Genomic DNA, 23,729 nt, shown 5'->3' with positions numbered 1-23,729 from the left:
CTATCTCGCTAAAATATTATTCGTCAAATGCTTTCTTTACCGCTTGTAATACATCAGAAGCGGTAAACGGCTTTACAATAAAGTCTTTTGCTCCTTTTTTTATTGCCATAACTATCATATTCTCATATTTTTGATCTGAACACATGACAACTTTAGCTTTGGGGTCAAATTTCATAACAGCCGAAAGCGCATCTATTCCATTCATTTTGGGCATGTTTATATCTAGTATCAAAATGTCAGGCTTCTTTTCTTTATAAAATTCAACTGCCTGCTCACCCGTCACAGCCTCTCCAACTATCTGAAAATCTGCCGGATCAAGCGCAGATTTTAGCATTTCTCTCATGAGAACAGTATCATCCGCAATCAGTACTTTTTTTCGCATAAGCCACTCCTTATATGATATGAAAATACATAGCAAGTTATTCTATATACTTAATAATACCACATAAGTTATCGTTTTTTACACCATTAAACGTTATTTTGATAATCAGCTTGTCTGATCTTTGCTCTGCTGATCTTTCCGGAGCTTGTCCTTGGCAGATCGGATACAAATTTAATTATTCTAGGATATTTGTAAATAGCAACTCTTTCTTTTACAAACTCCTGAATCTCTTTCCCAAGCCTTCCGTTATCCGAATATCCTTCTTTCAAGATAATGCTTGCTTTAACGACGGCGCCTCGGTTCTTGGATGGAAATGCTGTGACAGCACATTCAAATACAGCCGGATGACGCATAATTATATCTTCTACTTCCGAAGGTCCGATCCTGTATCCACTGGACTTTATTACATCGTCATTTCTTCCTATAAAATAGAAATGGCCTGATTCGTCCATTATTGCCTTATCTTTTGTATGATAAACTCCTCCTGTCCAGACTTCTTTATAAAGCTCTTCATCACCAAGATAGCCTTTAAAAACTCCGATAGGGCGCTTATCATCTTTGGGGATCAAAACGATTTCGCCCTCTTCGCCTACAGGAACGGGTTTATTATCTTCGTCCACAAGTTCTACCTTATATAAAGGAGATGCACATCCTATTGTTCCGGTCAGTTGTTCCTCTCCCACAGCTGTACAAATCTGCAAAGCTGTCTCAGTCTGACCAAACCCTTCTCTAATAGTAAGTCCGGTAAGATCCGTAAATCTCTTTGCTATCTCTTTAGGCATCGGCTCTCCGGCGGTTGTAACGTAACGCAAGTTATTTAAATCGTATTTTCCAAAATCCTCAATCACAAAGTACTTGTATATAGTAGGCGGAGCACAAAAACTGCGTATTTTTTCTTTTTCAAGCAATTTAAGCATATCTCCTGCATAGAATTGCTCATAATCATAGACCATTATGGCTGCACCCATGAACCACTGCCCATATAGCTTTCCCCAAGCAGATTTTGCCCAGCCCGAGTCGGCAACGGTTAGATGCAGGCCATCTTCTTTCACTCCATGCCAATTTTTAGCTGTAAAAATGTGTGCTATAGGATAGGAAAAGTCGTGAATAACAGCTTTGGGTTCACCGCTTGTCCCAGATGTGAAATAATAGAGCATGTCGTCTTCAACATGTGTAGATACTCTTTCCAGTTTATTTGAAGCTTTTTCCATAAGCTCATCAAACGAAATCTTGTCTTTGTACTTATCACCCACCACAAGCTGGATTGTCCCGCTTCCGACCAGTGCTTCTTCTACTTTACTGCATATCTGATCAGAATTAACACAGATTACGACCTTTGCCTTGGCAAGAGATACTCTCTGCCTTATATCCTCAGCGGACACCATGTGTGATGTCGGTATTGCAACGGCTCCAAGCTTATGAATAGCCAAAATGCTTATCCAATACTCGTATCTTCTTTTCATAAGAAGCATTACCGAATCTCCGCGTCTAACGCCGAGTTCTTTAAGCATATTTGCGGCTTTATCAGATAAATGCTTCATATCTCCAAAAGTAAAGCGCGTATCCTCACCTTCGGCACTCCTATGAACAAGCGCCAGCTTTTGCGGCTCTTCTTTTGCATATCTATCTATAACATCATATGCGAAATTAAATGAATCATTATAATTGATTTTTATATCTATAATCTTTCCGTTTTCGTCTATTACTTCTTTATAATAGTCCTGGTATATATAAGCCATCTTTTCACCTAGTATCCGATATTTCTGAATTTTTGATATCTTTGCTCAACAAGCGTTTCTTCATCCGTCGCACAAAGTTTTTTCAGTTCCGAATATATATCCTCTCCAAGCCCTGTAATATCATCTTTCTTGCATATTTTATCGATAAGACCAAGCTTATATAATTTCTCGGAAGTAAGGAACAATGCATCAGCCACTACATCGGCTTTTTCTGTGCTTTTCCACAAAATATTAGCGCAGCTCTCAGGAGAAACCACGCTAAAATAGGCATCTTCCAGCATCCAAATTTTATCGGAATGGCTCAGTGCAAGCGCTCCACCACTTCCTCCTTCGCCAATCACTATGGATAAGATAGGTGTTTTCAAATCAGACATCTCATAAAGGTTCTCGGCAATAGCTCGTCCCTGTCCTCGTTCCTCGGCATCCACTCCACAAAACGCTCCTGCTGTATCAACAAAGCATAGTACTGGTCTGTGGAATTTCTCAGCTTGCTTCATGAGCCTAAGAGCTTTTCTATATCCTTCCGGATGGGCGCTTCCAAAATTATGAGCAATCCTGTCTTCCGTGTTCTTTCCTTTTTCAATGCCAATCACTGTTATTGGCATATCTTTCAGAAATCCCACACCTGCAATAACAGCACCGTCGTCACCAAAATATCTGTCTCCATGGAACTCCATAAAGTCATTAACAATTCCGTTTATATAATCTACTGCTGTAGGCCTATTTTCACCTCTGGCGCCCAGCACTATATCATAATCTTTCATAATACTCCTAATATGTCATGTTTCAGCAATTATGTATCTTAAGAATCTTTTCAAGATATGCCTTCTGCTGATCTCTCGGAACAATTGCATCAATAAAACCACACTCCAACACGCGCTCTGCCTTCTGGAATCCTTTTGGCAATGCCCTGTTGAGTGTTTTTTCTATGACGCGCGGTCCAGCGAATCCAATTCTGGCATCCGGCTCAGCAAGTGTTATGTCTCCCAGCATAGCAAAGCTGGCATTAACGCCACCGGTAGTCGGATTGGTCAAAAGAGCTATATAAAGGTTCCCATTGTTGCTATGACGTTTTACAGCTGCGGAAACTTTAGACATCTGCATAAGCGAGATCATTCCTTCCTGCATTCTCGCTCCGCCTGAAACAGTGATCCCGATAACAGGAAGAGATTTTTCCGTGGCATATTCAAAAAGATTTGTAATCTTTTCTCCCACAATTGCACCCATGGAACCCATCATAAAATTAGCATCCATGGCAAAAATACAGCATGAATGGCCTCCTATTGTTGCTTCTCCACAGATAACGCCTTCATTTTCTCTGCTTTTTTCTTTCGCCGCCTGAAGTTTGCTGTCATACTCAGGAAAGCCAAGTACATTCTTGGATTCATACTCCCTGCACAACTCAACAAAACTTCTTTTATCCGTGAGCATAAGAATCCTTCGCCTTGCTCTGACGGTAAAGTAGTGCCCACAATTAGGGCATACGAAGTTATTTTTTCTTATTTTTGCTACAGAAACTTCCTTTTGGCATTTTTTGCAAGTTACTTTTCTGCTTCGAATTCTGTTTCCGCTGTATTCCAGCTCATTATTTGCTTTTAAAAAAAGATTTCTTAATTCCATTTATCACAAAACCTTTTGGCATATACCTGTATCATAATTTCCGATGACAAATCCGCCATTTTCCATAAATTTCATATGCATCTCGCGGTTATTTTCAACTCCAACAAGAACAAACTCAGAAAGCGCACTCTTCATCTTTCTGATCGCACCATCTCGGGTGTCTGCACATACAATGAGTTTTCCTAGCATTGAATCGTAAAAAGGTGTAACTTCATAATTTTGGTATAATGCAGAATCAAATCTTACATCTACACCTCCCGGGATATGCAAAAGCTCTACTTTTCCGGTTGAAGGAGTAAAATCCTTTGCATTCTCAGCACATATCCTGCATTCAATCGCGTGCTTACTATGAGCAATATCTTTTTGATCAAAAGGAATCTCTATTCCCGCTGCAGTTCTTATCTGCCACTCAACGATATCTATTCCGCATACCATCTCTGTAACAGAATGCTCAACCTGAAGTCTGGTATTCATTTCCATAAAATAATATGCGTTATCTTTTACAAGAAACTCTACTGTGCCTACGGTCACGTATCCTACAGCTTTAGCAAGCGCTTTTGCCGATTCATACATTGACTGTCTAAGTTCTTCCGGCAAAACAGGTGCCGGGCATTCTTCTATAAGCTTCTGATTTTTTCTCTGCACAGAGCAATCTCTGTCGCCAAGGATAACTACTTTTCCGTTCTTATCGGCAAGAATCTGTACTTCCACATGCTTAACGTTTTCAAGGTATTTCTCCATAAAAACCGCATCGTCGGCAAAAGAGTTTTTGGCTTCTTTCTTTACCTGTTCAAGCGCGGAAATCAACTCGCTCTCTTCCCTTACAACACGAATTCCTTTTCCGCCGCCACCTGCTCTTGCCTTTAAAATAACCGGATAGCCTATCTTTTTGGCCCATTTGATTGCATCTTTATCATTCTTCAAAATATCGCTTCCGGGCGTAATCGGGACTCCGGCAAGTTTTGCAACTTCTCTTGCAATCTCTTTTTGTCCCATCTTCTCCATAACTTCTGCGCCGGGGCTTATAAGTGTAATATTATTTTCCTCACACCTTCTTGCAAATTCCGGATTCTCTGAAAGCATTCCATAACCCGGATGAATCGCTTCCGCTCCAACCGCCTGCGCCAGTGTGATTATCACATCCATATTGAGATAGCTGTCTTTTACAAGCGGACCGCCAATGCAATAGCTTTCATCTGCCATCTCGACGTGGAGCGCATCTGCATCCGCATCAGAGTAGATCGCTACTGTCTCAATACCCATTTCTTTGCAGGCTCTTATAACTCGAACCGCCACTTCACTACGATTAGCAATAAGAATTTTAGAAAACATATTATGCCTCCTTACTGTCACCTTCGCCGGTGATCGCAAAAGAGAAATCACCGCTCATGCACTTCTTACCATCAACCGTAAGCTCACCATGAAGCACATACATAGGATGAAAAGACCTGATAAGCTTAGTATCTATCCTTACCCTGTCTCCGGGCTTGACCATATTGCGAAATCTCACCTTATCAAGCCCCGTGTAAACGGGGATACAGCCTTTTTTATTCATCATTTCCTCGAACATGATACATGCAGACTGTGCCATCATTTCACACTGAATAACTCCGGGAACAATAGGATTACCCGGAAAATGTCCTTGTAAAAAGAATTCATCTCCGCGAACCTGATAATATCCTGTAGCAGTACCGTCTTCGTTCAAATATGCCTCATCCACGAGAAGCATTGGCTCTCTATGCGGAAGTATATTTTTAAGCTCTTCTCTGTTCATAAAAACCTCTTTTATCCAATAACAAAAAGCGTCTGGTTGTACTCAACAAGAGTTCCTTCTGTGACACAAACTGCTTTTATAACTCCATCAACAGGCGAATTTACCTCATTCATCATTTTCATTGCTTCGATAGTGCAAAGAACATCACCGCTTTTTACGTTGTCTCCGACTTTTAATGCGGGACGGTCTCCTACTGTACCATAAAAAATTCCAAGCAAGGGAGCTTTTACTTCTGTTCCCTCTACTTTTTTAATCGGCGCTTCATTCTCAGCCTTTTTTTCTACCGGAGGAATCACAACATTAGCTGTATCTGCAATCACTTGATTTGCGTGAGCAGAAACTTCTCTTTTGATAAAAAGCTTGAAATCGCCTTCTTCAACAGATAATTCCGTAAGATTTAATTGTGAAAAAAGCTCCTTATAATCCTGTAATGAATTCATAATCGCCCTCTCTTAGTTAACCTTCTTAAATGCGATACAAGCATTGTGTCCGCCAAATCCAAGTGATGTGCTGATGGCATAAGTGACATTAGCTGATACAGCCTTGTTGGGTGTGTAATCAAGATCTAACTCTTCATCTTTTTCCTTGTAATTAATTGTCGGAGGGATTATCCCCTCTTCAAGAGCAAGAACTGATGCAATCGCCTCAACAGCGCCGGTTGCGCCCATCATATGTCCTGTCATTGACTTTGTTGAACTTATATGAATGTCATACGCTCTTTTTCCAAAGACATCTTTGATCGCTTTTGTTTCCATTGCATCATTAAGATGTGTTCCTGTTCCATGTGCGTTAAAGTAAATCTCATCATTATCACCAATCTGAGCCTCATTGACCGCTGCTCTGATTGCTCGAACCGCTCCGTCACCTTCCGGATCCGGTGCAGTAATATGATATGCATCCGCTGTATTTGAATAACCTACAACTTCAGCAAATATCTTAGCTCCACGCTTCTTAGCATGCTCATATTCCTCAAGAACAAGGATTCCTGCACCTTCGCCCATTACAAATCCGGCTCTTCTTTTATCAAAAGGAAGACTTCCGCAATTGGGGTCGTCTGACAGGTTAAGTGCCTGGCAATTGATGAATCCGGCCATAGCAAGTTCATTTATTGACGCTTCGCTTCCGCCCGCAATGATCGAATCTGCGTAGCCATGCTTGATCGCTCTATATGCCTCTCCCAAAGTATGAGTTGATGTGGCACATGCTGTCACAATAGGGAGTGTGGGGCCTTTAGCACCAAACTTGATTGATACCGCACCTGTCGCCATGTTTCCTATCATCATAGGAACAAAAAAAGGCGATACCATCTCAGGTCCTTTTTCGTTAAGCTTATTTGTCTCTCTGATTGTTGTATTAATTCCACCAATTCCAGATCCGATATATACGCCGAAACGCTCCTTATCAATATCACTATCTAATATTCCGCTCTGCTCAACAGCCTGCTTGGATGCAGCCATTGCATACTGCATGAAAAGATCGGATTTTCTTATTTCCTGAACGGTGTCATAGTATTTCTTCGGCTCGAAATCTTTGACCTCTGCATCAAGGTTTACCTTAAGGCCTGATGCATCAAATCTTTTTATTGTATCGATACCGCATTTTCCGCTTTTTAAACTATCCCAAAAAGTATCTATATCATTTCCAACAGGGGATATAACGCCCATTCCTGTAACTACTACTCTACACATACATGCCTCCATCTACTTTGATTACTTCCCCTGTGATATAAGAAGAATTTTCACTAGCTAAAAACAATGCCAGATTAGCTACATCCTCAGGTAATCCAAGTCTTGTGAGCGGAAGCTGAGCTTTAAGCTCGGATACCTGTGCTTCACTGAGTTCTTCTGTCATCTCAGTAGAAATATATCCGGGGGCTATAGCATTACACCTCACATTTCGTCTGCCGTATTCTTTGGCAACAGACTTTGTAAATCCAACGATACCTGCCTTAGATGCAGCATAATTAGTCTGACCTTTATTTCCCATTAGCCCAACAACCGAGCTAATGTTTATGATGTTTCCGTGGCGCTGCTTAACAAAACTTCTTATAAACGAACGCGTTACAAACATCGTGCCTTTTAAATTAATATCAATTACATCGTCAATATCCATAACACTCAGGCTTGGAAGAAGATTATCGCGTGTTATTCCTGCATTATTTACCAGAATGTCTACTTTTCCGAAATCAGCAAGTATCTCTTCAGAAACTGATTCGACCTGCTCTGCATCTTTTACATCGCATACATAAAGTCTTACATCCGCCCCAAGTTCTTTAATTGTATTTATGGCCTTTTGAGCCCTTTCGTTATCTCTTGTGGCAATTACTGCAAGTGATGCTCCGTTTTTAGCAAACAAATTGGCAATTGCATTTCCTATACCACGTGTTCCGCCTGTAATTACCGCAACTTTCCCTGTAAGCATTATTTAGTCATTCCCTCCATAGTAAGCTTCAATGAATCCAGATCGCATACGTTAAATATTCTTGCTTCCGGAACTGTTCTTTTTACAAAACCTGATAAGGTCTTACCGGGACCACACTCAATGAAAGTATCAACCCCATCTTCCGCCATGTTTGCAAGTGTCTCCTCCCACTTAACGCTGTTTGAAATCTGGTCAGTAAGTGTCTCTACCATTCCTTCTCTGTTATCTGGATATGGTTTTGCAGTCTTATTAGCATAAAGAAAGATATATGGTTTATTTATGTTATATAACTTTTCTGAAGCCAATTCCTCTTTTAATCCATCAGAAGCGCCCTTCATATAAGGTGTATGGAACGCTCCACCTACCGCAAGTTGAACAAAACGAACTTTCTTCTCGGTAAGTGTCTCTTTCAACTTTTCAATTCTTTCGGCCTCTCCTGACACGACAATCTGTCCGGGACAGTTGAAGTTTACCGGATACACTCCATACTCACTGCATAACTGAACAAGTTCTTCTTTGTCCATCCTCATTACAGCTATCATCACGCCATCAATTGACTCCGATGCCTTCTGCATCAGCTGGCCTCTCTTACACACAAGCTTAAACGCATCCTCGTTGGAAAGCGCTTTGGATGAAGCCATAGCCGCCACCTCACCAAGTGAAAAACCGGCAACGACATCAGGCTTTATTCCATTTTTTTCCAGTGCCATAGCACATGCTAAGTCAACCAAAAAAAGGCAAGGCTGAGTATTTTCTGTCTTTTTCAGTTCTTCTTCTGTTCCTTCAAACATCTGGGAAAGTGTTCCGGGTCTTTCTCCTTCTGCATTGTCAAAAAGACTCTGCACCTCCGGTACATTCTCGTATAGATCTTTTCCCATTCCTGCATATTGACTGCCTTGTCCGGCAAATAAAAAAGCTATTTTTCCCATGTTATCTCCAAAATTATGCACCCATAAGTGCTGCCGCTTCGCTACAGATGCTTGTTATTATTTCTTCGCAAGTATTCTCGCTGTTTACAAGGCCGGCGATCTGTCCACACATACATGAACCATACTTAACATCGCCTTCTATGGCTGCTTTTCTAAGTGCACCTGCACCCATTGCTTCAAGCTCTGCCTGTGTTGTCGCGGGATCGCTCTCTTTTTTCTGGAATTCCCTTGTCATGCGGTTCTTGAGTGCTCTTACAGGATGTCCAAGTGTCTTTCCGGTAACGATGGTGTCCCTATCCTTAGCCGAAAGGACTTTTTCTTTATAATTCTCATGAACGTTGCATTCTTTGGCTGTCAGGAATCTTGTTCCCATCTGTACAGCTTTTGCTCCAAGCATGTATGCTGCAGCCATTCCTCTGCCATCCGCAATTCCACCTGCTGCAATGACCGGAATATTGACCGCATCTACAACCTGCGGAACAAGCGCCATAGTTGTTGTCTCTCCGACATGGCCTCCGGACTCGCATCCTTCTGCTATAACCGCACTGGCGCCCATTCTTTCAACCATAACTGCAAGGGCAACACTGGCTACTACGCAGATAACCTTAATATTAGAAGCTTTTAGTTGCTCCATATACTTTGCCGGGTTTCCTGCACCAGTTGTAACTACAGATACTCCTTCCTCGCATACAACATTTACTGCTTCATCGATGTATGGACTCATAAGCATTAAGTTTACGCCAAATGGTTTGTCCGTGAGCTTCTTAGCCTCTTTAATCTGTGCTCGCAATTGTTCCCCATTTGAGTTCATTGCTGCTATAAGGCCAAGCCCACCTGCGTTGGATACAGCTGCTGCAAGCTGAGCATCTGCTATCCACGCCATTCCTCCCTGAATAACAGGGTATTTAATTCCAAGTAATTCACATACCGGGTTCTTATTCATTTCAATCCCTCCAGAGGATTACTGCTTCTCAATAAGCTCAACAAGCTTATCAATTGTTGTGATTTCCTGAGAAAGCTCGATCTTGCAATCAAGTTCTTCCTGCATCTGCATAACAAGCTCCATGATATCAAGTGAATCAAGACCGATATCTGTAAATGTATCGCTAGACTTGATCTCTGACTCCTCTTTATCAAGATACTCTGCGATTATACGAATTATTGTTCCCTTTACGTCCTTCATTTGTTTATCTCCTTTAATTCTCACTTTTCCCATACATATGCTCTACACACATGTCATAGGGTTGTTTTATTATAATTCTTTGTTACAATAATCTTGGGGGTTACCCCCAGGTCAAGAAAAAAATTAATCAATTTAGCGGGGTTTTTATGACAACATTTCAGAATTTTCAAGATGACGATTTAGAATATACGCTCACCGTAAGCCAGTTTGCGAGACTATGTGGTACAACAAGAGACACTTTAAGATACTATTATGAACAGAACATAATTAAGCCAAGAATCGATCCCGATAACGGATATCATTACTATTCTGCTTCCCAGATAAGTTCTTTTTATTTTATCTCAACCATGCGCCAGACAGGCTGTTCCATCAAAGAAATCCGTAACATAATTTATAATTCATCCAAAGAAAGTATCACCAATTTGGTTAATTCTAAAATCTTAGACATGCAAAAAGAACTTTTTTCCATTAATAAAAAAATCAGCGCCCTTCACCTGGGCATGTGGATATTGGATAAATACGAGGATCACGGCCCGGATAAGCCTTTTATGGATGACATTCCGGAAATAAGTGTGACGACAACCCCCATCGAAAACAAATCTGATGCACATCACGCGGCTGATATTGCACATGACATCTCCAATCACATGTCTAGGGTGAAAGAAAATGATACACTTTCAACGTTTCCCTCAGGAGTAACGATTAAATACAAAGATCTTGTTAATAAAAATTATCTTTATAATAATATAATCAGCTTATCGTTCCTCCCCGCCGATAACGAGTCCTCTTTTCCGCTTCCAAGCGCAAAGACTGTATGCTGCTATCACGACCATCATTCTCCGGCAATTGAAAAAACATACAGAAAGATGGTTTCATATATAAAAAAGAACAGGCTAAAAGCCTGCTCTGATCTATATTCTATAAGTTTAATAAACTTGTATAACAAAGAAGAAACTCATTCTTACTTTAAATACTTATTTATCTGCGTAGAATAATATGTTTTCATGCTTTTGACGGAATTGAAGTTATGATCACTTCTGCATCACCTTCAATCTCGTACTTGCCGGTGTCTGCTTCAATAAATAATGAATCACCTTTCTTCATGGAAATCGCTTCTGTGTCTGTTGATACAGTGCAGTTTCCTGTGATAGAAAGAATGCTAACGAAGGACTCCTTTCCGGCGTTTCCATGATATACCGCCTCCTTTTTGACGGTAATTTTGTCGACACAAAAATACTCACATGTAGCCAAGTGTCCGCTATTAGAAACAGTATCTGTCGGTCGCTCAAGCTTTGTAACATCAAGCGCCTTTGAAATATGCAATTCCCTTGGCTTTCCGTCAGGCCCTAATCTTCCGTAATCATATACTCTATAAGTAACGTTTGAGTTTTGTTGTATTTCGGCAACCATAATTCCTTCACCGATTGCATGAAGCGTTCCGGGAGCTATAAAAATCACGTCTCCTTTTTTTACATACTTCTTATGCAAAACTTCTGTAAGAGTATTATCATTAATTCGTCGCTCAAATTCTTCTTTATCTATATGTTTTTCAAAACCTTGATACAAAAAAGCGCCCTCATCAGCCTCAATCACATACCACATCTCTGTTTTTCCAAACTGCTTTTCATGCTTCAGGGCATACTCATCATCAGGATGTACTTGAATTGACAATGGCTTTTTTGCATCTATAAGCTTGATTAAAATAGGAAAATCATCGAATCTTTCGCAATTAGTTCCTAAAACAGCTTTATTTTCATTTATAAACTCCGAAAACAGTCTATCTTTTTGAATATCACTTGTTATCCTTGAACTGCCGTCTTTATGGCAAGAAAGAACCCATGCCTCTGCACATATTTCTCCGTCACACTCAATTCCATATTCATTAACCAGACGATTTCCACCCCAAATATAGTCTTTGCAAGCAGGTTTTAATTTATATATTCCCATTATGATATTCCTTTTTTATTCACTATAATAATCTTATCTTATGAATTATATACATATTTATTGATTTATGTCATTCTTTTTATAAGTAGATTATCTCTTTTTTTCGTGTTATACTACTTTCTCACATATTAAATAAAGAGGGAATACAATGAATAAAGAAAATAAAATGGGTGTTATGCCGGTAAAAAAGCTTATTTTGTCTATGTCTTTGCCAATGATGATTTCAATGTTGGTACAAGCCTTATATAACGTTGTGGACAGTATCTTCGTATCAAATATAGTAGGTGAATCACTTACTGCCGGAGAAGATGCGCTTACAGCCGTAACTCTGGCCTTCCCCATGCAGAATCTTATGATCGCTTTAGGTTCAGGAACGGGAGTCGGTATAAATGCTCTACTTTCGCGCTCTTTAGGTGAAAAAAAATTTGATAAAGCAGATTCTGCCGCAAATATGGGCATTTTACTTACGTTTGTCAACTATCTCGTCTTTCTTATTATAGGCATCTTTTTTGCACCCGCTTTTATTCGTACTCAAACTACATCTGCAACAATATCTTCATACGGGGCAACTTATCTTCAGATAATTAGTTGCTGTTCTTTAGGTCTTTTTTTCCAAATGATCTTTGAACGTCTGCTTCAGTCTACCGGAAAAACTTTCTATAGCATGATTTCGCAGGCAACCGGTGCACTTATTAACATCATATTTGATCCACTTCTAATCTTTGGCATCGGACCTTTTCCCACACTTGGAATTGCCGGTGCTGCTTATGCAACCATATTAGGCCAGTTCATTGCTGCCATGATTGGTCTTTTATGCAATTTAAAATTCAATACAGAAATCCATCTTTCTATTAAAGATATCACCACTCCTGTTTTTTCCACGATTAAAGAAATCTTTTATGTCGGAATACCTTCAATACTTATGATGTCTATTGGTTCTGTGATGACTTACATGATCAATCTTATTTTAGGTATGTTTTCATCAACCGCCACCGCGGTTTTTGGTGTTTACTTTAAGCTTCAGAGTTTCTTCTTTATGCCGGTGTTTGGCTTAAACAACGGTCTTATTCCTGTTCTTGCATATAACTATGGTGCCAAGTATAAGGAACGAATAAATCAAGCTCTTAGATTTGCTGTTGTTTTAGCTGTATCAATTATGCTTACCGGAACCCTTGTGTTTCAGATATTCCCCGCTACACTACTCGGCTTTTTCAATTCATCTTCTGAAATGACAGCTATTGGTAAACCTGCGCTTAGAATAATAAGCCTTTCGTTTCCTATTGCAGGTCTTTGTATTGCTATGGGATCTGTTTTCCAGGCTTTTTCCAAAGGAACCTATTCTCTCGCCGTTTCTGTTGGCCGTCAGCTTGTTGTTCTCATCCCTGCTGCATGGTTATTGGCTCAAACAGGCAACCTCAATTTAGTTTGGTTTGCTTTCCCAATAGCAGAGATAGCTTCGCTCACCATATCTGTTATACTATTCAAAAAACTGTACAAAACCACCCTCGCCACGTTATAAAGACATTATTCATGCGGTTTTTCAGTATTGTGCACTAAAAAACGCTACAAATTTTGGCGATTTTTCGAGCCAAAACTCTTGTAAGGCGCATAAAAACGTTGTAAAATCATGAATAGTAGTAAAAATACTCAATTTGAGGGAGGTATTATACCATGAATAAGACAGAACTTGTTGATGCTATTGCAAAAGAGACTGGTCTTTCTAAGAAGGATTCAGAGAAGGCTGTAAAGGCTTTCACAGATGCTGTTTCAAAAGAGCTTAAGAAAAAGGGCAAAGTTCAGCTCGTAGGCTTTGGTACTTTTGAGACTGCAAAGAGAGCAGCTAGAACAGGTAAGAATCCTCAGACTGGCGCTGCAATCAAGATCCCCGCTGCTACAGTTCCTAAGTTTAAAGCCGGCAAGGCTCTTAAGGATGCTGTTAACGGCAAGAAGAAATAATATCATCTGTATATAATAAAAGAACTGTAGAGAATATTCATTATTCTCTTACAGTTCTTTTTTTGCTTTTTATTTTCTCTTTTTTAGTCTTTCTTCCAATGCCTTATGTGCTTCATAGATATCCATATTCTGTTCCATATCCTGCTCTATCAAGCTCCTGATATATTTTGTTGCTGACATATTTGCTGCTTTGGCCATATGTTCAACATAATCTCTATATCCTCTGATATCAAGAAGCAAAAACTTCTCTTTCTCATACCTGCTTGTTTTCTCCGGTTTCTCGCCTGTAACTGTCTTTTTTTCTTTTGTACCGGAGTTTTGTCTAAGAATCTCCTCTACCATCTCCCTAGGGCTGGGCTCTTTTTTGTTTTCTTTTATAACTTTTGTCTCATCAAGTGCTGTTTCCTTTTTAGGATCTATCACTTCAACAATTTCTTTTTCCGCTTCTTTCCCTATTTCCTTATACTGAGGCTCTATCCTGCCGGCGTTTTCTTCAATTGATTTTTGTTTCTCTTTATTCTCCGTTTCTTCTTTTATAGGAGTCATTCCTGCAAATAATCCCTTTCCGGTCTTATTTACACTCTTTTTTAAAAGATCTGCTTTACTTGCCATCACTTATCCTCCTCTAAAAATTCATCGATAAAATCATCATAGTCTCTTGCCGCAGATGAACCGCTTGCATATTCAAACAGATCCATTCTCATTGTCTGTGCTTCCTCTACTGATACATTTAACCTTATTCTTGACTTGTATACCTTCGTTCCTAGCAATTTAGCCTTTTCTTCTATATCTCCGATCCATATCTTGGAATTAGCTGTTTTTCTTACTTTAGTAACAAGTATTCCGTCTACCTTTAGTCTATCATTTGTATAATCATGTATCTGTCCGATAAATTTATAAAGTCTTGATAACCCTTGTAAGGAATAAGCCCCTGGCTCAAGTGGTATTATTACCTCATCCGCCAAGGTTAATATATTCATAAGAACTACTCCAAGTGCCGGGCTGCAATCAAAAACACAGAAATCATATTCCTTATTTAGTTTCCCAAATGCTTTTTCCATTAACCTTTCACGGCCTATATTATTAAAAGTCATATCCGCCGATGCAAGGTCTATTCCCCCAACGATTAAGTCTAAATTTTCAGCAATGGGAATTATCGCCTTATTAATATCCTTTTTTGCTGATTTTTTGTCGACTTCTGATTCCATAACCTCAAATAGCTTTGCAGGAACATTCCTATAAAAGTATTCTTGTTGTTCTTCCGATAATCTTTCTATTTCCTCGGGATCCGGATCGATCTCATTTAAATCTATTCCGGCTGTCATTGATAAGTTTTCTTGGGGGTCAGCATCAACAACCAATACTTTATATCCTCTTTTCGCTAAGCCAACCGCCATCGCATAACTTGATGTCGTTTTTGCCACGCCACCTTTTTGATTACTAAAAGCTATAATTCGCATATCTCCTCCTGGTCGTTTATTCTATTGTCTTTTATATTTGTTATATATCATATATTTTTTATTTAATTTTCTATAAGCACATTTTATTCATAATGTATATGTATTATATAACATTATTCTTTCTTTTCATATACTTATTTTAATATACTATTATAATCTATTACATCTATATGTCATATCCTATATTTTATTTATTTATGTTATCTTTGTTATATAGCTTATATGTATTATTTATGTTATGCCTACTATTTAGCACTCTCAAAAATATTCATTTTATTACATAACGCATATATGTTATATATTCAATATAATTATTCAGTAATCTATTATACCGTACTAGTTAATAGCATGTTTAGCATACTATAGATAGGGAAAACATATTGTGATGGCAAATATAATATATGTAGTATATATGTTATATATGTCTGTATTATTATGAAAAAAAGGCAAAAGTATAGATATACAAAATATGTTTTATATTATAGATATGTTATATAGGTTAAATGTATTGGATTATATATATACTATATATATGGAATATATATTAAATGATATAAATGGGATAAATAGATTAAAGATAATAGATATTGTAAATGTTATAGATATGTGATAAAGTATAAATGATATAGATATCAAAGATATAATGTATAATGAATATAATACCTATATATAAAAGACATAAGTGCGAGCAAAGCATCACAACCGGTAGAGTAAAGACATCTTTGATCTACATAAAAAGAAAAATAAAATAAGTCAAGATATAGAGCGATTTTAAGCAATAGCCATCAGATTGCAATTTAAATGCCCGGCCAATAATAGTAAGCTAAAACGGCACCCAGAACCATATAAAGCAAATCACTATGATGCAATAATTAGAAATACGTCAAAACGCAGTGTTTACGACATTTTAAAACAATCAACACAAGATAATGAAAATAAAAAGCTAAATATTGCAAGTTCTCTTGCGCAAGCTAAATATTATAACAAAATAAAAAAATCCAAAAGAGAAGAAAAAATCAGAGGAATTAGATAATATTAATTCTAGATTTAATAACGCGCGCAACCAAACCAGAAGAGATAGCATTTTGAAGAAAAAACCGACCCGAAAAGTCAATGCTAGCGTAACGTTTGTTGTGTATTTATATTAAACTTTTTACATATTTCAGATAACAAAATACATTAACAAAATAGCATAAGTAATAATGTTAATATAAAATCGAGTTTAAGTATATAGAAAAAGCACAGTAATTATATTTGGATTTAATATCAAAAGATATGTGTAAAAATAAAAACTTTATACGTAATATCAAAGAACTGATACAAAATCGTACCGGTTCTTTTTTTATGCTACCGTATAAAATATATAATTATAGTTTGTTTAATAACTATGATCTTAAGATATTTTTATACAACAAAAGAGGGTTGTTTATTAGTTTTATATATAACTACAATTGATTATTAATTAATATGGCCTGAAAACATAGCAACCATCAGGAGTTAAAAGATTTATGGGAACAAAAAAGGGAAAGATAAGACACCAAAAGAGGAATCTGAGGTAAAGAATAAGGGAATATAAGGATATAAAAAAGGGAACAGGAAAATATATGTAAAAGTGCTAGAAAAGAGGATATAGAGATAAGTTAAATGGAATAAGAGGTGACTAAAAAGGGAAATGATGTGTCCCGGGTATAAAAGCCAAAAAAAGCTAAAATACAGGATAATACAGAAGAGTAAAATACATGGAAATCTGAAAGTGTATAAAAAGGGAAGAAAGGTGACTAAAAAGGGAATATATATAAGAAAAGCAAAAAAAGACAATGTTATAAGAGAAAAAGGACTAAAAGGAGTGTCTAAAGTGATAAAAAAGGGAACAAAATAAGTAATAACAGCATGTATGTGCTAATTTAATAAGAATAATAAATCAAAAATTATATGAAATATAGAAAAAGTAATGGAATATATAAATTCGAACAATTTTCAAGGTAGTAAAGAGGAATAAAAAGTGACTGAAAAGGGAACAATAGCGCAGACCGATATGGTCAATGGGCAAAAACAAATTATAGCGGTTAAGTTTACACATGACCCCTAAATATAGTAAAAAAACTTGAAGGTGAACGAAAAAGGAATATAATAGAGTTAAAAGTAGCATAAAAGGGAATTCCTTTTTTTACAAAGGGTGAGCAAAAAAGGAATGTATATTTATCTTCAGTAAATGATAGGGGAAATTATGCGCGAAGAAAAAAGAGAGCAGCTTATTTTGAGCAAGACTTATAATAAGTCAAATGAGCTGATAAATGCTATGGGCAAAGGAACTGCGTTAAGCCAGAAACTATTTGCTATAGGAATGCAACATATAAAAGTTGATGATACAAATAATGTAGTAGCGACTATTTATGGAACAGATTTAAGAAAAATGTTTAAATCAAGTTCCGGATCGTTATACGAGCACATAGAAGCATTATGCGACAGGCAGATAAAAGGAGCTACAATTTTTGACTGGAATCTTTTGATCAAGGATAAAGAGAACGGAAAGCTTGAGGCTCATCAGGTCGTTACCGATGCATCATTTAAGAATGGTACGCTGACACTGCGATATAATAATTCCTTGACTGATAAGATAGTCAATCTGAAAAAGGGTTATACTGTCTTAAGCTTAGCAGAAACACTTAGTTTGAAGAGTGTTTATTCTTTGCGCCTATATGAGATGCTTAAATCTGCTTTGGATTATAAGAGTGCAATAACGAAAGGATCCGGGGCGCAGGTTTTTGAGTATGATCTTACTGAACTAAAATTAGAACTGGGAATCATAAACTCAGGTGGAGATAACAAGATAAAGACAGAGCTTGAAAAAGAGTATCCTGATTATGACAGAGTAGCTGAGCTTGTTGAGAAAACCGGGCAGACAAAATATAAGGAATACAAAATATTCAATAGAAATGTCCTCAGCAAAGCAAAGGAAGAGCTTAATAAAAAGACAAGTCTTATTATTGATTATGAACCGATAAAAAGCGGAAGAAAAACTGTAGGAATCAGATTTTATGTTGATAAAAAGGGTAATGAAGAAAAAGTCAGCGTAAATAAAGAAATCAATAAAGATGAGGTCATGGATGAACTTATTGAATTTATGCTGGATTATTTTAAAGTAAGAGAAATCAGAGAGATTGCCGAAGCTGCAGAATATGACGTAGATAAAATAAAAAAAGCATATGATTATATGCTTAACTACAATACAACGGTGGAGGTTCCTGTTGCTTTTATGATTGATTGTGTGAGAAACGAGTACTATGCAAATGTTCCCAAAAAGCAGATAAGACCCAAAAATTCATTTAATAACTTTGAACAAAGACAAGTTGACGATTTTGCAGAACTGGAGAGAAAATTATTAGACAACTAAATGTTATATAACATATATATGACATTCATGGAGGGTAAATGGAAAAAATAGTTGCAAAGCTGTTGATATATGGGGATTTACCGGAAGATTCCATACTAATGGAGCTTTCTCGTGTTTCAAGAGATCTTCATAGTCAGGACTATAATAAAGAAAATCTTATATCAAGATGTTTCAAGCAAGTAAAAAGATTGTTGGAGTTAGCAACAGCTTGTGCATTTGATAAAAACTTGTGGCAAAGTTATCTTACATATCTTTTGATCATGGATGAAAATCCTTTTAGCCTTACATGCGAGAAGGTTGGTAGCAGAGAGGGTAGTGTTAACCATTTTGCCACTAGTGATTTTCATGCATTTAGAGAGTTTTTTAACTATGATTTTAGTGAAATAGAGAGCGCGCTTGGAATAGATTGTTTTTCATGTATTACGAATTATAAAGCCATAGAAAAACCTGAGCTTATGTACAATAAAAATGTCAGTGAAAAAGTGGGCTATCTTGCAGAGGTCTTGAGAAAAGCAAATTCAGATGAAAGTTTTTTTGAAGGGGTAACCGAGTTCTACAGGAGTATTGGTGTAGGCGCTTTCGGATTAAATAAGGCGTTTAGATTAAGGGAACACAATGACGGGAAGATAGAATTTGTTCCAATAAACAACATGGACAGAGTTGTTCTTGATGATCTTGTGGGGTATGAAATTCAGAAACAGAAGCTTATTGCCAATACGAAGGCATTTGTTGAAGGGAAAAAGTCAAATAACGTTCTTCTTTTTGGGGATAGTGGAACAGGTAAATCTACCAGCATAAAGGCCATAGTTAATGAGTTTTATGGTGATGGTCTTAGAATGATAGAGATTTACAAATATCAATTCAAGTTGTTGTCGCAGATAATATCACAGATAAAAAACAGGAATTACAAATTTATTATTTACATGGACGATTTGTCTTTTGAAGAAGATGAATCAGATTATAAATTCCTGAAAGCTGTAATAGAAGGAGGCGTAGAGACGAAGCCCGACAATATTCTTATTTATGCAACGTCGAATCGAAGGCATCTTATTCGTGAAACCTGGAATGATAGAAGAGATGTTGAACAAGACGGAGATATTCATAGATCAGATACTATGGAAGAGAAACTGTCACTTGCCAATAGATTTGGTGTAACAATAGGATATTATAAACCTTCTAGACAAGAGTATTATACAATAGTAAACGAACTAGCGAAGAAAAACGGCATCAATATGGAAAAAGAAGAACTATGCCTTGAAGCGGATAGATGGGAATTAAATCACGGAGGAGTATCAGGAAGAACGGCTCAGCAATTTATCAATCATCTTTTGGGCAAATAAAAAACCTCTTTGAGATAAGCAAAGAGGTTACGGATTCCATTTTAAGTTAGGACAGTCAAACGCGCATCCTTGTAATTGTTCATTACGAACTTCACATGCGGCGTTTCTACAGTCCTTACATTTGAAGGTATAGTGATATGAGTAGCGCTTTTTACATGCTTTACAGCAAAATGCCATTCCGCTGTTTCTTGCTATAAATGTTCTTCCGCAACCCATACAGATTTTTACAACATTGTGAGACATAAGCATTCTCCTATAATATTATTATCCCAGATATCGCTATATAATCAATAAAATGATGATAAAATGACAATAAAAAAATGATAACATGATGGGAATAAAAAATGCATGAGATGAGTTATATATCTAAGATGGTTGCACTGGCTATTGATGTAGCGAAAGAAAACAATGCATCCGGAGTAAAAAGCATAACAGTTCAGATAGGAAAGACGAGCGGAGTTTTGCCTTATTACATGCATAAATATTTTCCAGCAGCTGTAAAAGGAACCATGTTGGAAGGCGCGGAACTGATTTGTGAAGAAACTGCGGTAAAGGCTATGTGTGAAGAGTGTAATAGTGAATATTACCCGGATAAAAATAATGGATATTTATGTCCAAACTGCGGAGGAAGAAAGGCACACATTGTTGAAGGAAAAGGAGTAGTTTTAAAAAATGTTGTTATAGAAGATGAATAACTAATATATGTTATATAACACATGCAAAGAGGCCGATTAGGACCTCTTTTTTAAATAAAGACGGAGGAATGATGACAAAAATAGATTTGATCACAGGCTTTTTAGGAGCCGGAAAGACGACCTTTTTAAAAAAATATGCCAAGTATCTTATAAATAAAGGTGAAAAGATATGCATATTAGAAAATGATTTTGGAGCAATAAATGTAGATATGGTGCTCCTTAATGAAATTGCAGGAGATAATTGCAATCTGGAAATGATAGTAGGAGGTGATGGAGCCGAGGCACATAAAAGAAGATTAAAAACAAAACTCATTGCAATGGGAATGAGCGGATACGATAGAGTTATTATCGAACCGTCAGGAATATTTGATCCGGATGAGCTTTTTGACACCCTATACGAAGAGCCTTTGGACAGATGGTATGAAATGAATAACATTATATGCATATTGGATGCCGAAACGGAGGATAATATATCTAAAGCATCCAGATATATGCTTATGTCTGAAGCAGTGAGTGCCGGAAAAATAATAATTAGTAAAATAAATGATGAGAATACCTACAAAAAAGGCAAGATAGTTGACTTACTGAATAAAACAATAGAAGAATTTGCATGTAATCGTAAGATAGATGAAAAAGATATAATTGCTAAAGCTTGGGACAACTTAAGAGATAAGGATTTTGATCTAATCGCAAGGGCAGGTTATCGAAAGGCTGAATATGTAAAAAGAGCATTTGAAAATGCAGATGCATATCAAACGTTATTTTACTTTGATTTTGATATGCCTATAAATGAGCTTGAAAAAGCAGTAAAAATGATCTTTGGTGATCAGAAATGCGGAAATGTACTAAGAATTAAAGGGTTTATAGACACAGGAGGAATAAAGAAAACGGAGATAAATGCAACAAGAACTAAACTTATGATCGGTGAATCAGAAACAGAAAGAGCAGTTCTAATTGTGATAGGAGAGGCTTTGAATAAAGATAGGTTAAAAAAATATATCGGCGAGCCGTCTATCTGAATAGGTGCAAAACGTTAATATTTATAGTATAATTCATGTTATAAGGTTAACATTTTGACTGTATACAGGAGACAATAATGACAGAATACAGTAAGGAAGGGAAAATTTCATATTCCTCGTTAGATAACATAGAAGCCAACGATGTAATATATATGCTTAAGGATCTCCCGGATGCTTGCTGTATTTTTAAAGTATTGACCGATCCTTTTGGCACAGTAAAAGATATGCTGTTTCTTTTCACCAATGAAAAGTATTCACAGCTTGTCGGGATACCGGTAGAGGATCTAATTGGAAACACATACTATAAAACCGTAACCAACAGAGATGAGGATTGGATTAAATATAGTTATCAAGCAGCAATATTACGACAGTCATCTAAAGTGAGGACTTATAATACTCAGTTTGATAAATGGCTGGAATTCTGGTCGGTTCCTGTATATAAAAAAGGATTCTGTGCTTTTGTTTTTCATGACGTTACGGGAGTAAAGAAGAGCGAAGATAATATTAAGCTCGCATCAAATACAAGCAAATTGATAATAGATTGTGCCACTGCGCTTTCTTCTGCTGAGTTTGGAAAGGGCGTCAAAAAGGTACTTATGCTACTTGGACAGACTATTGAAGCAGATAGAGTAGGTGTAATCGAAGTAAAAGATAAGAAAGTAACCGATACTCATGAATGGTTCAATAATGCCGGAGCGAGAACCTTAAATTTGCCCGGGAGAAAAACTTTTGAAGAAGTCGATGTTATATCATTATGGAATCAACAGCTGGGAGATAAGAATACCGTTCTGGTAAAAGACAGTTCGGTTATCAGTAAGCTGAATGAAGATTTGTATAACAGTATCGTTGATGGAAGTATTTCCAGGTACAGCGTTTCTGTTATGAAAGATAATAATGAGGTCATAGGATATCTTGTTGCTGACAATTACGCCGAAGGCTTACCGTTAAATGTCGGTGAAGTTATGGAGTCGGTTGCGATTTTTATATCATATGAGATGAGAAATCGTGCTTTGACAAAAGAAATGACTTATTTGGGAAGTCATGATGCTCTCACGGGACTTGGCAATAGATATGCCCTAAATCAGACACTCCTTGTTTTATCGGGAGTATCGACAATGGCGGGTGTTTGCTATTTGGACATTAATGGGATGAAGACCACTAATGAAACAGAAGGCCATGATGCAGGAGATGAACGAATTAAGAAAACGGCTGATATTTTTGCGTCTGTCTTCAAACGTAAGTACTGCTATAGGATAGGTGGAGATGAATTTCTGGCAATAATACCTGAGATTACTAAAGAGAAATTTGATAATCAGGTGAGCAAGCTTAAAACGAAGACAGAGGATATTTCTGTAGCAATCGGTGCAATCTGGATAGATGATTCAAAAGAGATAAATATTGCCGTCAAGCAGGCAGATGAAAGAATGTATGAAGATAAAGCTTCATACTATAAGAAACATGGTCGAAGGCATAGCGATAAAGTTGAAAAAAAGTAAAATAAAAAGGGTTAAAACAAGAGGTTTTAACCCTTTTTTTATTGTATCGGCGATACAAATAAACCACCTGCTATGCAGGTGTGTCCCCAGAAAGCTTTAGCTTCAAGTAAAAAACCCCCAAGGTATATAATGAAGTGCAGGTTCGCCAACCGCACAAAATAATACCTAGGAGGTATCCATAGATGGATAAAAACAGTTTAGCACATACAACATGGGAGTGTAAGTATCATATAGTATTTGCTCCCAAGTTTCGTAGAAAAGTAGTATACGGAAAAATAAGAGCAGATATAGGGCATATACTAAGTGAGTTATGCAAGCGGAAGGGAATAGAGATAATTGAAGCCGAAGCATGCCCGGATCACATTCATATGTTT

25 protein-coding genes are annotated in these 23,729 nt (G+C 37.3%); 9 read left to right on the top strand and 16 right to left on the bottom strand.

Going from position 1 to position 23,729, the window contains the following annotated elements:
- Positions 1-16: 16 nt before the first annotated feature.
- From BM377_RS12485 to BM377_RS12430, 12 genes are all read right to left on the bottom strand, one after another.
- Positions 17-382, bottom strand: a complete 366-nt coding sequence (locus tag BM377_RS12485; RefSeq protein WP_092248916.1) for a response regulator — start codon at positions 380-382, stop codon at positions 17-19.
- Positions 383-468: 86 nt separating this feature from the next.
- Positions 469-2,121: an AMP-binding protein gene (locus BM377_RS12480; RefSeq protein WP_092248913.1), complete on the bottom strand. Its 1,653-nt coding sequence runs from the start codon at positions 2,119-2,121 to the stop codon at positions 469-471.
- 8 nt (positions 2,122-2,129) lie between these two features.
- Complete coding sequence (accA, locus tag BM377_RS12475) at positions 2,130-2,885, bottom strand: carboxyltransferase subunit alpha (RefSeq protein WP_092248910.1); 756 nt, start codon at positions 2,883-2,885, stop codon at positions 2,130-2,132.
- A gap of 22 nt (positions 2,886-2,907) precedes the next feature.
- Positions 2,908-3,741 (bottom strand): acetyl-CoA carboxylase carboxyltransferase subunit beta, encoded by an 834-nt coding sequence (locus BM377_RS12470; RefSeq protein ID WP_092248907.1) that lies wholly within the window; start codon positions 3,739-3,741, stop codon positions 2,908-2,910.
- Positions 3,742-3,744: 3 nt separating this feature from the next.
- Positions 3,745-5,073 (bottom strand): acetyl-CoA carboxylase biotin carboxylase subunit, encoded by a 1,329-nt coding sequence (locus BM377_RS12465; protein WP_092248905.1) that lies wholly within the window; start codon positions 5,071-5,073, stop codon positions 3,745-3,747.
- A 1-nt stretch (position 5,074) separates the two neighbouring features.
- The gene (fabZ, locus tag BM377_RS12460; RefSeq protein WP_092248902.1) at positions 5,075-5,515 is read right to left on the bottom strand and encodes a 3-hydroxyacyl-ACP dehydratase FabZ; all 441 of its coding nucleotides are present in this window, start codon (positions 5,513-5,515) and stop codon (positions 5,075-5,077) included.
- An 11-nt stretch (positions 5,516-5,526) separates the two neighbouring features.
- Positions 5,527-5,955 carry an acetyl-CoA carboxylase biotin carboxyl carrier protein gene (locus tag BM377_RS12455; protein WP_092248899.1) on the bottom strand — a complete coding sequence of 143 codons (429 nt, stop codon included), beginning with the start codon at positions 5,953-5,955 and terminating at the stop codon, positions 5,527-5,529.
- Between the two features lie 12 nt (positions 5,956-5,967).
- Positions 5,968-7,203, bottom strand: a complete 1,236-nt coding sequence (gene fabF, locus BM377_RS12450) for a beta-ketoacyl-ACP synthase II (RefSeq protein WP_092248896.1) — start codon at positions 7,201-7,203, stop codon at positions 5,968-5,970.
- Positions 7,196-7,936, bottom strand: coding sequence for a 3-oxoacyl-[acyl-carrier-protein] reductase (gene fabG, locus BM377_RS12445; protein ID WP_092248893.1), 741 nt, complete (start codon positions 7,934-7,936; stop codon positions 7,196-7,198). The genes fabF and fabG overlap by 8 nt, the downstream gene beginning before the upstream one ends.
- Entirely contained in the window at positions 7,936-8,865 is a 930-nt protein-coding gene (fabD, locus tag BM377_RS12440; RefSeq protein ID WP_092248890.1) for an ACP S-malonyltransferase, read from the bottom strand. Before fabD ends, fabG begins: the two co-directional genes overlap by 1 nt.
- A gap of 13 nt (positions 8,866-8,878) precedes the next feature.
- Complete coding sequence (fabK, locus tag BM377_RS12435; protein WP_092248888.1) at positions 8,879-9,808, bottom strand: enoyl-[acyl-carrier-protein] reductase FabK; 930 nt, start codon at positions 9,806-9,808, stop codon at positions 8,879-8,881.
- Positions 9,809-9,826: 18 nt separating this feature from the next.
- Positions 9,827-10,048, bottom strand: coding sequence for an acyl carrier protein (locus tag BM377_RS12430; RefSeq protein ID WP_120658750.1), 222 nt, complete (start codon positions 10,046-10,048; stop codon positions 9,827-9,829).
- A gap of 146 nt (positions 10,049-10,194) precedes the next feature.
- On the opposite strand from BM377_RS12430, the gene BM377_RS12425 reads away from it, so the two are divergent.
- Positions 10,195-11,043, top strand: a complete 849-nt coding sequence (locus tag BM377_RS12425; protein ID WP_092248882.1) for a MerR family transcriptional regulator — start codon at positions 10,195-10,197, stop codon at positions 11,041-11,043.
- 7 nt (positions 11,044-11,050) lie between these two features.
- On the opposite strand, the gene BM377_RS12420 is transcribed toward BM377_RS12425, so the two are convergent.
- Positions 11,051-11,995 carry a type I phosphomannose isomerase catalytic subunit gene (locus tag BM377_RS12420; RefSeq protein WP_092248879.1) on the bottom strand — a complete coding sequence of 315 codons (945 nt, stop codon included), beginning with the start codon at positions 11,993-11,995 and terminating at the stop codon, positions 11,051-11,053.
- A gap of 148 nt (positions 11,996-12,143) precedes the next feature.
- On the opposite strand from BM377_RS12420, the gene BM377_RS12415 reads away from it, so the two are divergent.
- Both BM377_RS12415 and BM377_RS12410 read left to right on the top strand, forming a co-directional pair.
- Complete coding sequence (locus BM377_RS12415) at positions 12,144-13,514, top strand: MATE family efflux transporter (RefSeq protein WP_242948171.1); 1,371 nt, start codon at positions 12,144-12,146, stop codon at positions 13,512-13,514.
- A 152-nt stretch (positions 13,515-13,666) separates the two neighbouring features.
- Positions 13,667-13,951 (top strand): HU family DNA-binding protein, encoded by a 285-nt coding sequence (locus BM377_RS12410; protein ID WP_022766405.1) that lies wholly within the window; start codon positions 13,667-13,669, stop codon positions 13,949-13,951.
- Between the two features lie 69 nt (positions 13,952-14,020).
- On the opposite strand, the gene BM377_RS12405 is transcribed toward BM377_RS12410, so the two are convergent.
- Positions 14,021-14,563, bottom strand: coding sequence for a hypothetical protein (locus BM377_RS12405; RefSeq protein ID WP_092248876.1), 543 nt, complete (start codon positions 14,561-14,563; stop codon positions 14,021-14,023).
- Complete coding sequence (locus BM377_RS12400; RefSeq protein ID WP_092248873.1) at positions 14,563-15,411, bottom strand: ParA family protein; 849 nt, start codon at positions 15,409-15,411, stop codon at positions 14,563-14,565. The genes BM377_RS12405 and BM377_RS12400 overlap by 1 nt, the downstream gene beginning before the upstream one ends.
- A 2,227-nt stretch (positions 15,412-17,638) precedes the next feature.
- Between BM377_RS12400 and BM377_RS12390 the strand changes: the two genes are divergently transcribed.
- Positions 17,639-18,805 carry a replication initiation protein gene (locus BM377_RS12390; protein ID WP_092248867.1) on the top strand — a complete coding sequence of 389 codons (1,167 nt, stop codon included), beginning with the start codon at positions 17,639-17,641 and terminating at the stop codon, positions 18,803-18,805.
- Between the two features lie 38 nt (positions 18,806-18,843).
- Positions 18,844-20,145: an ATP-binding protein gene (locus BM377_RS12385; RefSeq protein ID WP_092248865.1), complete on the top strand. Its 1,302-nt coding sequence runs from the start codon at positions 18,844-18,846 to the stop codon at positions 20,143-20,145.
- 27 nt (positions 20,146-20,172) lie between these two features.
- Here the strand turns inward: BM377_RS12385 and BM377_RS12380 are convergent, their stop codons facing one another.
- Complete coding sequence (locus tag BM377_RS12380; RefSeq protein ID WP_092248862.1) at positions 20,173-20,388, bottom strand: hypothetical protein; 216 nt, start codon at positions 20,386-20,388, stop codon at positions 20,173-20,175.
- A gap of 101 nt (positions 20,389-20,489) precedes the next feature.
- Here BM377_RS12380 and hypA point away from each other — a divergent pair, with 101 nt between their 5' ends.
- The 4 genes from hypA to tnpA all read left to right on the top strand — a co-directional run.
- A complete protein-coding gene (gene hypA / locus BM377_RS12375) occupies positions 20,490-20,840 on the top strand; it encodes a hydrogenase maturation nickel metallochaperone HypA (RefSeq protein WP_242948170.1) in 351 nt (116 codons plus the stop codon).
- A gap of 71 nt (positions 20,841-20,911) precedes the next feature.
- Positions 20,912-21,859, top strand: a complete 948-nt coding sequence (locus BM377_RS12370) for a GTP-binding protein (protein ID WP_092248859.1) — start codon at positions 20,912-20,914, stop codon at positions 21,857-21,859.
- Positions 21,860-21,936: 77 nt separating this feature from the next.
- Positions 21,937-23,355, top strand: coding sequence for a sensor domain-containing diguanylate cyclase (locus BM377_RS12365; RefSeq protein ID WP_092248856.1), 1,419 nt, complete (start codon positions 21,937-21,939; stop codon positions 23,353-23,355).
- A gap of 182 nt (positions 23,356-23,537) precedes the next feature.
- Positions 23,538-23,729 (top strand): IS200/IS605 family transposase (gene tnpA, locus BM377_RS12360; RefSeq protein ID WP_143104488.1); only part of this gene is annotated, 192 nt, incomplete at its 3' end.

This window comes from Butyrivibrio sp. INlla21 (assembly GCF_900116875.1).
Taxonomy (GTDB): Bacteria; Bacillota; Clostridia; order Lachnospirales; family Lachnospiraceae; genus Butyrivibrio.
The sequence above is the reverse complement of the archived record's forward strand: the minus strand, read 5'-3'. Positions and strand labels throughout refer to the sequence as shown.